The sequence below is a fragment of the Rhizobium sp. 3T7 genome (assembly GCF_020166565.1).
Taxonomy (GTDB): Bacteria; Pseudomonadota; Alphaproteobacteria; order Rhizobiales; family Rhizobiaceae; genus Rhizobium.
This window is the reverse complement of sequence record NZ_JAIQXS010000025.1, coordinates 18,404-31,404: the sequence shown is the minus strand read 5'-3', so window position 1 is coordinate 31,404 and position 13,001 is coordinate 18,404. Positions and strand designations below refer to the sequence as shown.

Annotated in this window: 11 protein-coding genes; 6 read left to right on the top strand and 5 right to left on the bottom strand. The window is 59.5% G+C overall.

Annotated elements, in window-relative coordinates:
* Window positions 1–1,008, bottom strand: coding sequence for a LysR family transcriptional regulator (locus tag K9B32_RS25120; protein WP_224567240.1), 1,008 nt, complete (start codon window positions 1,006–1,008; stop codon window positions 1–3).
* A 273-nt stretch (window positions 1,009–1,281) separates the two neighbouring features.
* Between K9B32_RS25120 and chvE the strand changes: the two genes are divergently transcribed.
* The 5 genes from chvE to K9B32_RS25095 all read left to right on the top strand — a co-directional run bounded on the left by chvE (window position 1,282) and on the right by K9B32_RS25095 (window position 7,801).
* The gene (gene chvE, locus K9B32_RS25115) at window positions 1,282–2,346 is read left to right on the top strand and encodes a multiple monosaccharide ABC transporter substrate-binding protein (RefSeq protein ID WP_007800269.1); all 1,065 of its coding nucleotides are present in this window, start codon (window positions 1,282–1,284) and stop codon (window positions 2,344–2,346) included.
* A gap of 99 nt (window positions 2,347–2,445) precedes the next feature.
* Window positions 2,446–3,984 (top strand): multiple monosaccharide ABC transporter ATP-binding protein, encoded by a 1,539-nt coding sequence (gene mmsA / locus K9B32_RS25110; protein WP_007800268.1) that lies wholly within the window; start codon window positions 2,446–2,448, stop codon window positions 3,982–3,984.
* Complete coding sequence (gene mmsB / locus K9B32_RS25105) at window positions 3,981–5,189, top strand: multiple monosaccharide ABC transporter permease (RefSeq protein WP_224567237.1); 1,209 nt, start codon at window positions 3,981–3,983, stop codon at window positions 5,187–5,189. Before mmsA ends, mmsB begins: the two co-directional genes overlap by 4 nt.
* 111 nt (window positions 5,190–5,300) lie before the next feature.
* Window positions 5,301–6,296, top strand: a complete 996-nt coding sequence (gene araD1, locus K9B32_RS25100) for an AraD1 family protein (RefSeq protein ID WP_007800266.1) — start codon at window positions 5,301–5,303, stop codon at window positions 6,294–6,296.
* Window positions 6,297–6,367: 71 nt separating this feature from the next.
* A complete protein-coding gene (locus K9B32_RS25095) occupies window positions 6,368–7,801 on the top strand; it encodes an aldehyde dehydrogenase family protein (RefSeq protein ID WP_224567234.1) in 1,434 nt (477 codons plus the stop codon).
* A 78-nt stretch (window positions 7,802–7,879) separates the two neighbouring features.
* Here the strand turns inward: K9B32_RS25095 and K9B32_RS25090 are convergent, their stop codons facing one another.
* From K9B32_RS25090 to K9B32_RS25080, 3 genes are read right to left on the bottom strand one after another with little or no spacing between them, the layout of a single operon-like run.
* On the bottom strand, window positions 7,880–8,698 hold the full coding sequence (locus tag K9B32_RS25090) for a transglutaminase domain-containing protein (RefSeq protein WP_224567232.1): 819 nt from the start codon (window positions 8,696–8,698) through the stop codon (window positions 7,880–7,882).
* A gap of 11 nt (window positions 8,699–8,709) precedes the next feature.
* Entirely contained in the window at window positions 8,710–9,651 is a 942-nt protein-coding gene (locus K9B32_RS25085; RefSeq protein WP_224567230.1) for an alpha-E domain-containing protein, read from the bottom strand.
* Complete coding sequence (locus tag K9B32_RS25080; RefSeq protein ID WP_224567229.1) at window positions 9,651–11,060, bottom strand: circularly permuted type 2 ATP-grasp protein; 1,410 nt, start codon at window positions 11,058–11,060, stop codon at window positions 9,651–9,653. Before K9B32_RS25080 ends, K9B32_RS25085 begins: the two co-directional genes overlap by 1 nt.
* 356 nt (window positions 11,061–11,416) lie before the next feature.
* On the opposite strand from K9B32_RS25080, the gene K9B32_RS25075 reads away from it, so the two are divergent.
* Window positions 11,417–12,328 carry a DMT family transporter gene (locus K9B32_RS25075; RefSeq protein WP_224567227.1) on the top strand — a complete coding sequence of 304 codons (912 nt, stop codon included), beginning with the start codon at window positions 11,417–11,419 and terminating at the stop codon, window positions 12,326–12,328.
* Here K9B32_RS25075 and K9B32_RS25070 read toward each other — a convergent pair.
* Window positions 12,325–12,966 carry a bleomycin resistance protein gene (locus tag K9B32_RS25070; protein ID WP_224567225.1) on the bottom strand — a complete coding sequence of 214 codons (642 nt, stop codon included), beginning with the start codon at window positions 12,964–12,966 and terminating at the stop codon, window positions 12,325–12,327. The two genes, K9B32_RS25075 and K9B32_RS25070, sit on opposite strands and share 4 nt — an antisense overlap.
* Window positions 12,967–13,001 lie beyond the last annotated feature (35 nt).

The window sequence follows — 13,001 nt, the reverse complement described above, 5'->3', positions numbered from 1 at the left end:
TCAGCCCGCGGCCGCCTTCTTGCTCTCGGCCAGTACTAGGTCATAAAGGAGGCGCGCGCTCGGGGGGAGTGCCCGCTCCTTCACCGTGATCAGGCTGTAGGGCCTGACATTGATCTCGAAATCGATCGGCAATACCCGCACATCCGACGCCTTCGACTTATGGGTCGCCAGGAACTGCGCGACGTCAAGCGCGATCGGGGCGATTGCATCCGTCTGGCAAACCGTCGCGCAGGTGAGCAGTAGCGACGAGGTGTTGACGATATTTTCCGGCAGCGGCACGCCGCGAGAGAGGAACAAGTCCTCGATCGTCCGGCGCAGCAGCGTCCCCGCCGGCTGAAAGACCCAATCATATCGTGGGAGGTCCTCGAGGACGGCGACCTTCTTCTTCAGCAGCGGATGACCTCCCCGCACGATCAGGCAAGCCTTCTCCACGCCGATCTCCTGGACCTGGAACAAGCGCGGATTAAGATCGTCGGGAATGCGGCTGATAATGAAGTCGTGCCGGGCGGCCAGCAGTTCGCGGGCAAGCACGTTGCTCGTTTCGACCTGTATGGTCACCTCTATGCCGGGCAGGGCGGTTCTAACCCGCTTGATCGCCGGTACCACAAGGCTCATGGCCGGCGCGGTAACCGCGCCGATGAAGACGGCGCCGCCCTTTCCCGTCTTCAGTTCGGCAATCTCGCGGCCGGCCTCGCGAAGTTCCAGCATGATCTTGCGCGCCCGTCTGGCAAGCGCCTGTCCGAAGGTCGTCAGTACGACGCCGCGCGCCACGCGCTCATAGAGCGGTGTCTTAACGATCGACTCCATTTCCGACAGGATTCGCGATGCCGCCGGCTGCGAAATGTTCAGCACCTCGGCGGCGGCTGAAATTTGCCCGCTATCTTCGATTGCGACGATCATCCGCAGGTGATTCAGTTTAAGCCCCGATCTCAAAAGGGCGTCGTCACCGAAAATATCGGTATGAATGTCCACATAGGCATCGGTCTGCGGGTCTGACATGAACGCCATGGTTGCGGCCTCCCAACCGCGCTCCATTAAAAGTAATACTTTTTAACGATATACCAAAATTGTTATGCACTTTGCCAGTTATTCTATTTGACAGTTATAGGAATCCATACCAGTTTGCCGCCGTGTGCTGGTTGGCACTCAACACGTGTGAGAGCGTGGAGGAGACCTACTTCGTTTCTCACCATCTGAAGTATTATCCAAGACGGAACCTGCCACAGTTTCGGAGCGGGCGATTTTTCGTCCGTGCGTTTATTAACTAAGGGAGAGAGAGATATGAAATCCATTATCTCGTTGATGGCAGCGGCGGCCTTTGGCGTCGCTTCGTTCGTAATGCCGGCTATGGCAGCCGACAAGGGGACTGTCGGCATTGCAATGCCCACGAAGTCGTCCGCTCGCTGGATCGATGACGGTAACAACATCGTCAAGCAGCTCCAGGAAGCTGGCTACAGCACAGACCTGCAGTACGCCGACGACGACATTCCGAACCAGCTGTCTCAAATTGAGAACATGGTCACGAAGGGCGTTAAGGTTCTCGTCATCGCCGCTATCGACGGCACGACGCTTTCCGACGTTCTGCAGAAGGCTCACGACGCAGGCATCAAGGTCATCGCTTACGACCGCCTGATCCGCGATTCGGGCAACGTCGACTACTACGCGACGTTCGACAACTTCAAGGTCGGCGTTCTGCAGGCAACTTCCATTGTTGATGCCCTCGGCCTCAAGGATGGCAAGGGTCCGTTCAACATCGAACTCTTCGGTGGTTCGCCGGACGACAACAACGCCTTCTTCTTCTATGACGGCGCAATGTCGGTTCTGCAGCCTTACATCGACAGCGGCAAGCTCGTCGTGAAGTCCGGCCAGACCGGCATGGACAAGGTCGGCACGCTGCGCTGGGACGCGGCAACGGCCCAGGCTCGTATGGATAACCTGCTCTCGGCCAACTACACCGACGCGAAGGTCAATGCAGTTCTGTCGCCTTACGACGGTCTGTCCATCGGCATCATCTCGTCGCTGAAGGGCGTTGGCTACGGCACCCCGGACCAGCCGCTTCCGGTCGTTTCCGGCCAGGACGCTGAAGTTCCGTCGGTCAAGTCGATCATCGCTGGCGAGCAGCACTCCACGATCTTCAAGGACACCCGCGACCTCGCAAAGGTTACCGTCGGCATGGTCAACGCTCTGATGGAAGGCAAGGAGCCTGAAGTCAACGACACCAAGACCTACGACAACGGTGTCAAGGTTGTTCCGTCCTACCTGCTGACCCCGGTCGCAGTCGACAAGACCAACTACGAGAAGATCCTCGTCGAAGGCGGTTACTACAAGGCTGACCAGCTGAAGTAATAATTGTACCAAGTTGGCCGGAATCCGCTGCTTGCGGGTTCCGGTCTTCAATTTTATGATCGCCGCGCCTCTTTTGGCTGCTGGCGCTGGATTATGACCATGGACAATACAATCCTCGAAATGCGGAACATCACCAAGACGTTCCCAGGCGTAAAGGCGCTTGAGAATGTGAACCTCAAGGTTCGACAGGGTGAGATCCACGCATTGGTGGGTGAAAACGGGGCCGGAAAGTCGACCCTGATGAAAGTTCTCTCCGGCGTTTACCCGGCCGGAACCTACGACGGCGATATTGTCTACGAAGGCGACGTCCGTCATTTCAAGGCACTCAAGGACTCCGAAGAGATCGGCATCGTCATCATTCACCAGGAACTGGCGCTGGTGCCGCTCCTGTCGATCGCCGAAAACATCTTCCTCGGCAACGAAGTCGCCCAGAACGGCATCATCAAGTGGCAGGAAGCCTTCAAGCGCACGAAAGAGCTGCTGAGCAAGGTTGGCCTCAAGGAGTCGCCGGAAACGCTCGTCACCGACATCGGCGTCGGCAAGCAGCAGCTGGTCGAAATCGCCAAGGCGTTGTCGAAGAGCGTAAAGCTGCTGATCCTCGACGAGCCCACGGCTTCCCTCAACGAAAAGGATTCCGACGCGCTGCTGGAACTCCTGATCGAGTTCCGCAACCAGGGCCTGACGTCGATCATCATCACGCACAAGCTCAACGAAGTGCGCAAGGTCGCCGACCAGATCACGGTTCTGCGCGACGGCATGACGGTCAAGTCGCTCGACTGTCAGACCGAAGAGATCAGCGAAGACATCATCATCAAGAACATGGTGGGCCGCGAGCTCGCCGATCGTTATCCGCCGCGCTCGGTGCCGATCGGCGAGACGATCCTCGAGGTGAAGAACTGGAACGCTTATCACCAGCATCACCGTGACCGCCAGGTTCTGCACGACATCAACGTCACCGTCCGCAAGGGCGAAGTGGTCGGTATCGCGGGCCTGATGGGCGCCGGTCGCACCGAATTTGCGATGAGCCTGTTCGGCAAGTCCTACGGACACAAGATCCATGGCGACGTGTCCATGCACGGCAAGCCGGTGGATGTCAGCACCGTTCGCAAGGCGATCGATGCCGGTCTTGCCTATGTGACCGAAGACCGCAAGCATCTCGGGCTCGTGCTCGGCGAGAACATCGTTCACAACACGACGCTCGCCAATCTGGCCGGCGTGTCGAGCGCCACGGTTATCGACAGTATCAAGGAATCGAAGGTCGCATCGGACTACCGCTCGAAGCTGCGCATCCGCAGCTCCAGCATCTTCCAGGAAGCGGTCAATCTCTCGGGCGGCAATCAGCAGAAGGTCGTGCTGTCGAAGTGGTTGTTCTCCGATCCTGACGTTTTGATCCTTGACGAACCCACACGCGGCATCGATGTCGGTGCAAAATACGAAATCTATACTATCATCAACCAGCTCGCCGCCGACGGCAAAGGCGTTCTGATGATCTCATCGGAAATGCCGGAACTGCTTGGCACGTGCGACCGCATCTACGTCATGAATGAAGGACGTATCGTGGCGGAACTGCCAAAGGGAGAGGCGAGCCAAGAAACCATCATGCGCGCTATCATGCGCTCAGGGGAGAAGAAACAATGACTCCGGTCAACCCTTCAGCCACCGAGGAAAGTAACGTCGTATCTGTTGCCGACTATATCAGGGGCAATATCCGCGAATATGGCATGCTTATCGCGCTCGTCGCGATCATGATCTTCTTCCAGTTTTATACCGGCGGTATTCTCTTCAAGCCGGTCAACCTGACGAACCTCGTTCTGCAGAACTCCTTCATCGTCATTATGGCGCTTGGCATGCTGCTCGTCATCGTGGCCGGTCACATCGACCTCTCGGTCGGCTCGATCGTCGCCTTCGTCGGTGCTGTTGCCGCAATCATGACCGTCACCTGGCAAATGAATTTTGTGGTGGCGGGCATCCTCTGCCTGATCATCGGCGGTCTGATCGGTGCTGCCCAAGGTTACTGGATTGCGTATCACCGCATTCCGTCCTTCATCGTTACGCTGGCGGGGATGCTCGTCTTCCGTGGCCTTACCTTGTTTGTGCTCGGCGGCAAGAACATCGGCCCGTTCCCGAAGGACTTTCAGGTCATCTCGACCGGCTTCCTACCGGGCACGATGATCGATGTCGCTGGTGTTCCGCTGCATTCCACGTCCCTGATCCTGACGGTTGCCATTACTGTTGTCCTCTTCTATCTCGCTTGGCGCCGCCGCAAGGTAAACGAGAGCCATGGCATCGATGTCGAGCCGACGAGCTTCTTCATCGCACAGAACGCCGTCCTGTCGCTGGCAATCCTGTTTCTCGGCTATCAGCTCTCGAGCTACAAGGGCCTGCCGAACGTTCTCGTCGTCATGCTCGTGTTGATCGCGGCCTACGCCTTCGTAACGCGCCGCACGACAATCGGTCGCCGCATTTACGCCATGGGCGGCAACGAGAAGGCAACCAAGCTCTCGGGTATCAACACCGAGCGCCTGAGCTTTTACACCTTCGTCAACATGGGTGTCCTGGCTGGCCTCGCGGGCATGATCATCGCGGCTCGCCTGAACTCGGCGACCCCGAAGGCGGGCGTCGGCTTCGAGCTTGACGTTATCGCGGCCTGCTTCATCGGCGGTGCCTCGGCATCCGGCGGCGTTGGCAAGATCACCGGCGCTGTCATCGGCGCCTTCATCATGGGTGTCATGAACAACGGCATGTCGATCGTCGGCCTCGGCATCGACTTCCAGCAGATGGTCAAGGGGCTGGTGCTTCTCGCTGCCGTCTTCTTCGACGTCTACAACAAGAACAAGGGCTAAGCGCTCCGGCGCTGCCCACGCATTCGCAGTTATGTGAACTTACCAATCCGGCTCATTCTAGAGCCGGATTGGCGGAGCATTTTCCGCGCTATCGAAAAAAGGATGAAGACCGTGCTCATTTCGCAGATCAAGGGTTCGAACGGAGAGATCATTGTCGCCGTGCGCGAGCCGGGCGGTACCGCGAAAGCCGTCAAGAATGCCGGCAGCGTCTATGCGCTGGCCATGGAAGCCGCAAATGGCGGCAAGTCGCTGGTTTCGGTGATCGAAGCGCATGGCTACGGCGATGCGGTCGATCTCGAAAAGGCTTACGCCGAGGGCCGCTTCCTGCCGCCGATGACGCATCCCGATGCGGCGCACCTGCACCTGACGGGCACCGGCCTCACCCACCTGGGCTCGGCCGCCACGCGCGACTCCATGCACAAGAAGACCTCCGAGGCGGCTGAAGAGACGCTCACCGACTCGATGAAGATGTTCAAGATGGGCCTCGAGAACGGCAAGCCGAAAGCCGGCGAGAAGGGCGTCCAGCCCGAGTGGTTCTACAAGGGCAACGGCTACGGTTCGGCGGCCCCCGGCACGCCGCTCGTTTCCCCGTCCTTTGCGCTTGATGGCGGCGAAGAGCCCGAAATGGCGGGCATCTATGTCATCGCGGAAGACGGTACTCCGTTCCGCATCGGTTTTGCGCTGTCGAACGAGTTCTCCGATCACGTCACGGAGCGGATCAACTACCTCTACCTCGCGCACTCCAAGCTGCGCCCGGCAAGCTTCGGTCCGGAAATCCGCATCGGCGTGGCGCCGGAAGACATCCGCGGCACCTCGCGCATCAAGCGCGGCGACAAGGTGATCTTCGAAAAGCCCTTCCTGTCGGGAGAGGCGAACATGTCGCACACCTTTGCCAATCTCGAATATCATCACTTCAAGTACGGCCTGTTCCGTGTGCCCGGCGATGTCCACGTCCACATGTTCGGAACGGCGACGCTCTCCTTCGCGGAAGGCATCAAGGCGGAAGAGGGCGATGTCTTCGAAATCGAAGTCGCCGAGTTCGGCCTGCCGCTTCGCAACCCTTTGAAGATTGCCGCCGAAGAAGAGATTGCCGTCAAGCAGCTCTAATTTCGCAAGGCCCGGCCGCTTCGACGGCCGGACCGTTTCCATAAGAACGGTGAAGGAGGCCTAATCAGCCCATGACCATTTATCAGAACCTCATTGCCGGCGAATGGGTTGGCTCGGACGCGACCAAGAACATCAATCCGTCGGACACCAACGAAGTCGTCGGCCTTTATGCGGACGGTACGGCCGAAGACACGAAGAATGCGATTGCCGCCGCCAAGGCAGCCTTTCCTGCCTGGTCGCGTTCGGGCATCTGGGAGCGCCACGTCATCCTGAAGAAGGCCGGCGACGAGATCATGGCCCGCAAGGACGAGCTCGGCGCCCTGCTTGCCCGCGAAGAGGGCAAGACGCTTCCTGAAGCGATCGGCGAAACGATCCGCGCCTCGCAGATCTTTGAATTTTTCGCTGGCGAGGCATTGCGCCTTGCAGGCGAGGTCATCCCGTCGGTTCGCCCCAACATTGGCGTCGAGATCACCCGCGACCCGCTCGGCGTGATCGGCATCATCACGCCCTGGAATTTCCCGATCGCGATTCCTGCCTGGAAGATCGCGCCGGCGCTCTGCTATGGCAACACGATCGTCTTCAAGCCAGCCGAACTCGTTCCGGCCTGCTCCTGGGCAATCGTCGACATCCTGCACCGTGCCGGCCTGCCGAAGGGCGTGCTGAACCTCGTCATGGGGAAGGGTTCGGTTGTCGGCCAGGCGATGCTCGACAGTCCTGATGTCGCGGGCATCACGTTTACCGGTTCCACCGGCACGGGGCGCCGCGTCGCGGCCGCCTCGATCGAGCATAACCGCAAGTTCCAGCTGGAAATGGGCGGCAAGAACCCGATGGTCGTCCTCGACGATGCCGATCTCACCGTCGCCGTCGAAGCGGCCGCCAATTCCGGCTTCTTTTCTACCGGCCAGCGCTGCACGGCGTCGTCGCGTTTGATTGTCACCGAAGGCATCCACGACAAGTTTGTTGCCGCGTTGACGCAAAAGCTGGAGACGCTCGTCGTCGACAACGCGCTGAAGCCTGGCACGCACATCGGGCCGGTCGTCGATGAGAAGCAGTTGAAGACCGATACCGACTATATCGAGATCGGCAGACAAGAAGGCGCGAAACTCGCCTTCGGCGGCGAACTCATCACCCGCGAGACGCCCGGCTTCTATCTGCAGCCGACGCTGTTTACGGAAGCCACGAACCAGATGCGTATCAGCAGGGAGGAAATCTTCGGTCCTGTTGTCTCGGTCATCCGCGTCAAGGACTACGAAGAAGCGCTGGCGACCGCCAACGACACGCCGTTCGGCCTGTCAGCCGGCATCGCCACGACGAGCCTCAAGCACGCCACGCATTTCAAGCGTAACTCCGAAGCTGGCATGGTGATGGTCAACCTGCCGACTGCGGGCGTCGATTTCCACGTTCCCTTCGGCGGCCGCAAGGGTTCATCCTATGGCCCGCGCGAGCAGGGCAAGTACGCGGCGGAGTTCTACACGACCGTCAAGACAGCTTACACGCTGGCCTAACCACGGCCCAAAACGATCCGAGCCGCCCTGTGGCGGCTCGGCCAGATCTCGATACAGAGTTCTTCCTAGGCCAGCCGCTCAGCTCTGGCTCTGCATCTGTCCCTGATCTTCCACCGTGACGACGACCGACAGCTTTTCGCCCGGCGTGCCGATGCGCATGCCTGAAACGGGGGCGGCATCGCGGTAGCAGAGGCCGGAGGCTACACGCACATAGCGTGCGTCCGGGCAGATATTGTTGGCCGGGTCGAAGCCGACCCAACCAAGGCCCGCGACGTGCGCTTCACCCCAGGCGTGGGTCGCTGCCTGCTCAACCTTCTCTTCCATCATCAAGTAACCGGAGACGTAGCGGGCCGGAACGCCGAGGCTGCGTGCGGCGGCCACAAAGATATGAGCGTGATCCTGGCAGACGCCGCTTTTCTTCTCCAGCGCCTGCTCCGCTGTCGTCTCGGTATCGCTCGTCCCGGGCCGGTAGGCTACCATCTCATGAATCTCGGACATCAGCGCGTGCATGCGCGCAAGTTCGTTTTCGCCGCTCACGCCTTTGGTCAGCTCCTTGACAAGCTTTCCGGGCTTCGTCCTTGGCGTCTCGCGCAGGAATAGCCAGAGCGGGCAGAAGCCGCTGTGGGGGCCGAGGACGCCGTTTCGATCTTCCGTTTCGACTTCGCCTTCGGCAACGATGCGTGTCGTCCGCTGCTCACCCTCCAGCGAGACGAGGTTGACATGGTTGCCGAACTGATCGTCGTATTCAACCTCGGGCTTGGCGCCCTCGACATGCAGGGACCAGTTGAGGATCGTTTGCCCGACCACGGTCGGCGGCGTCAGCCGCAGCCGCTGCAGCGAGAACGCCGACGGCTCTTCGTAGTGATATTCGGTGACGTGGCTGATCTTAAGTTTCATGTCGTGCCCGCCTATGCATAGAACCGGTAACCGTCGGATATTTCCATGCCGAGCTGGTTGTTGCGCGTGACGAAATCCTCGAGAAACTCATGCAGGCCCTGATCCATGATCTCCTTGATGGCACGTGTCTGGAGCGTCTTGCGGATGGCGTCTGCCGTGTCGTGCGCCGCCAGCCGCTCGCCATAGTCCTTGGCGAGATAGCCGAGCTCGCTGACGATCTTCTCGTAGCAGTAGGCGAGCGAGCGCGGCATCTGGCCGTTGAGGATGAGGAAGTCGGCGATGTTCATGGCGCGATACTCGCCGTCGTAGGCCCAGCTGTAGGAGCGGTGAGCGGAGACCGAGCGCAGGATCGACTCCCACTGGATGTTGTCGATCGAGGTGCCGACAGCCGAGACCGAGGGCAGCAGCACATAGTACTTCACGTCGAGAATACGGCTCGTATTGTCGGCGCGCTCGATGAAGGTGCCGATGCGCGCGAAATTATAGAGCTCGTTTCTAAGCATGGAGCCATGGAAGGCGCCGCGGATTAGCCCAGCGCGATGCTTGATGGCATCGATCGCTTCAGGCAGCTCCGCCGGCTTCAGCCTCTTGGAGAGCAGAGCCTTGAGTTCGATCCAGAACTCGTTGGTCGCTTCCCAGGTTTCGCGGGTCAGCGCCGTGCGTACCATGCGGGCGTTGTTTCGCCCGTAGTCGACGCAGGACATCACGCTCGAGGGATTGGTGCGATCGCGCAGCAGGTAGTCGATGGCATCAGCGCTCGTCAGCTTGCTGTGGCCTTCGTCAAAGGTCTCGCGCACGCCCGCACTTTGCAGGACGCCATCCCAATCGTCGTCACCGGTTCCGCTTCGCGTCAGCGACATGCGAAGACCGGCATCGATGAGGCGCGCGATGTTTTCGGCGCGCTCGAAGTAACGGAACATCCAGTAGAGTCCATTTGCGGTTCTTCCGAGCATCAGTCCTCCAATACCCAGGTATCTTTTGTGCCGCCGCCCTGGCTGGAGTTGACCACCAGCGAACCCTGCTTCAGGGCTACGCGGGTCAGGCCGCCGGGGATGATCTGCACCTTGTCGGAGACGAGAACATAGGGGCGCAGGTCCACATGGCGCGGCGCAATTCCCTTGTTGACGAGGATTGGCACTGTCGAAAGCGAAAGCGTCGGCTGTGCGATGTAGTTGGCGGGCTTGGCCTTCAACTTCTCGCCAAAGTCGGTGCGTTCCTTCTTCGAAGCTGTCGGGCCCACCAGCATGCCATAACCGCCTGAACCGTGTACCTCCTTGACGACGAGCTCTTCGAGATGCTCGAGGACGTATTTGAGGCTTTGCGGCTCGGAACAGCGCCAGGTCGGCACGTTTTCCAGGATCGGCTTGCGCCCGGTGTAGAACTCTACGATCTCGGGCATATAGGAATAGATCGCCTTGTCATCCGATATGCCGGTTCCCGGCGCATTGGCGATGGTGATGTTACCCGAGCGGTAGACATCCATGATCCCCGGGATGCCGAGCGCGGAATCCGGACGGAAGGTGAGGGGATCGAGGAAGTCGTCGTCAACGCGGCGGTAGAGCACGTCGATCGCCTCGTAGCCGCGGGTCGTGCGCATCTTCACTTTGCCATCGATGACGCGCAAATCCGAGCCTTCGACAAGCTCGACGCCCATCGTGTCTGCGAGGAACGAATGCTCGTAGTAGGCGGAATTGTAGATGCCGGGGGTGAGCACGGCGACGCGCGGCTTGCCCTTGCAGCCCGGAGGCGCAAGCGACGCCAGGCTCTGGCGCAGCAGGTAGGGATAGTCCTCGACCGGCCTGACCTTATTGGCGTGGAACAGCTCCGGGAACATCTGCATCATCGTTTCCCGGTTTTCCAGCATGTAGCTGACACCGGATGGCGTGCGGGCGTTGTCCTCCAGCACATAGAACTCATCCTCGCCGGTGCGAACGATATCGGTGCCGACGATGTGGGTGTAGACGCCTCCCGGCGGCCGGAAGCCGATCATCTCGGGCAGGAACGCGTCGTTTTTCTCGATCAGTTCGCGCGGAATGCGCCCGGCGCGGATGATTTCCTGCTTGTGGTAGATGTCATCGAGAAAGGCGTTGAGTGCGATCACCCGCTGTTCGATGCCCTGCGCGAGCTTGCGCCATTCGCGGCCGGAAATGATGCGGGGGATGATGTCGAACGGGATGAGCTTTTCGGAAGAGTCTGCGTGTCCGTAAACCGCGAAGGTAATGCCGGTCTTTCGAAAGATGTTTTCCGCGTCCCGGCTCTTGGCAATCAGATGCGTTCGATCTTGGTTATTGTACCACTCAAAGTATTTTTCATACGGCTGACGAGGACTTTCGTCCCCGGTGATCATTTCATCAAATGCCAAAGGTGTGGCTCCCCTTTTTTGTTCATTTGAATACAACGCAATAAGCAATGCAAGAACCATGCACAGTTGGAGGGCGAGATTCGTAAAATCCTCCCAAATGGCCAAAAGAGCCGAAAAACTGGGCATTTATCAAAATCTGGCATGGCCGTTGCCGTCGTCAATCCCTGGTGGCCGCTCAAAATGTAAGCACCTGATTATTTTCAGATCGGCATTCGATTCATTTTCGGGCCGGGCCGCAGTACGACCGATCGCGCCACCCATCAACGAAACTGCAGGTAAGCATCAACGCTTCGACTTTGACGGAGAGGCTGCTGGTCGGTTATCTGCGGCACTCTCTGCTGCCCCAGGATTCTTCCATGTCGCTCGATCGCATTGCACCCGCCATTTTCGTTCTTCTCTGGTCGACCGGCTGGGTCGTGGCGAAATACGCCGCCATTCATTCGGAGCCCTTCACCTTCCTCGCGGTGCGTTATGCATTGTCGGTGTTGGCGTTTTTCAGCCTTTGTCTCGTCATGCGCGCGGTGTGGCCGGGCAGGGTGGTTGCTTTCAAGGCGGTCTACTCCGGTGCGTTCCTGCATGGCTTCTATCTTGCCGGCCTGTGGTGGGCGATCGCGAATGGCGTGCCGGCGGGAATATCAGGCATCATTGCCGCCTTGCAGCCGCTATTGACGGCCATGGCTGCGCCACTCCTCGTCGGCGAGCGCTTGCAGGGCACCCAGAGGCTGGGCCTGCTGCTTGGCTTCCTCGGCATCGCCATCGCGATATCGCCGAAGCTCTTCGATCCGGCGATATCCGATCTGGCGCATGCCGCCGTGCCGCTGACGATCAACCTCGTCGCCATGTGTTGCGTCACTTACGGAACGCTCTATCAAAAGAAGCACCTGCAGCGTGGCAACCTTTTGCCTATCGCCGCGCTGCAATATGTCGGTGCTCTGATCGTCACGGTACCGCTGATGCTTACTTTCGAGCGCATGCATTTCGATGGATCGGCGCAGGCCATTGCGGCGCTCATCTGGTCAGTGTTCGGGCTGTCGATGGGCGGCGTCGGACTGTTGCTCTACCTCATCCGTCGTGGGCAGGTCTCACGGGCGGCTTCACTCATCTATCTGATGCCGCCGACCGTGGCGCTCGAGGCATTTATCGCCTTCGGCGAGCCTTTGACGCTGCCGCTGATCCTCGGCACCGTCGTGGTTGTGGCCGGCGTGTATCTGACCAATCGAGCGGCGGCTATGCCTTCGCGAGGAGCGGCTGCGATGGAGCGAGCCTAGACGGAGCCGCCTGCAAACGCGATGAGGTTCCCATCGGGATCCCGGACAATGAAGGTGCGTGCGCCCCATGGTTCGGTCCGCAGGGACTGATGAAATGGGACACCGGCTGCCTGATATTCCAGGAACAGCGGCTTCGGATCGTCGAGCGTCAGGGTCGCGGAAAGGGCATCGAGCTCTCGGGCTGTGAAGCCGGCATCGAAGGCCGGCAAGGCGACCTTACGCAGATTCAAGCGGGCGCCATCGCGAACGACCTGGGCATAAAACGGCGGCTCTCCATAGGAAAACGCAATTTCAAAGCCGAGTTGTTCGGCATAGAACCGGCATGCGGCATCGAGGTCGGAGACGAAGAGTTGCGGCTGCGCGGAGATGATAACCGAGGCTTTGCTGTCGCATACTGGCGATTCTGTCATGGCTTCGATTCCCTTGAGCAGCGCCGGCCAATTCGCAAAGCCATGCTTTCTGGCGACAAGCTCCTGGGCGTCGCTGAGCTTGAAATCTGCTTCCAGTATCTCCCGATCGCTTTGGTCGCGATACCTGGGCAGAATCCACCTGATTTGCGCCGCCACGGGATGGTACCGTTGGCGATGCCAGCGCAGGTAGGTCTTGGCTTGCTTTCGAAGGTTTTCGATATTGGGCATGGCGCGGGCTACGTTCGACTTTGTCGTAGGCGGGC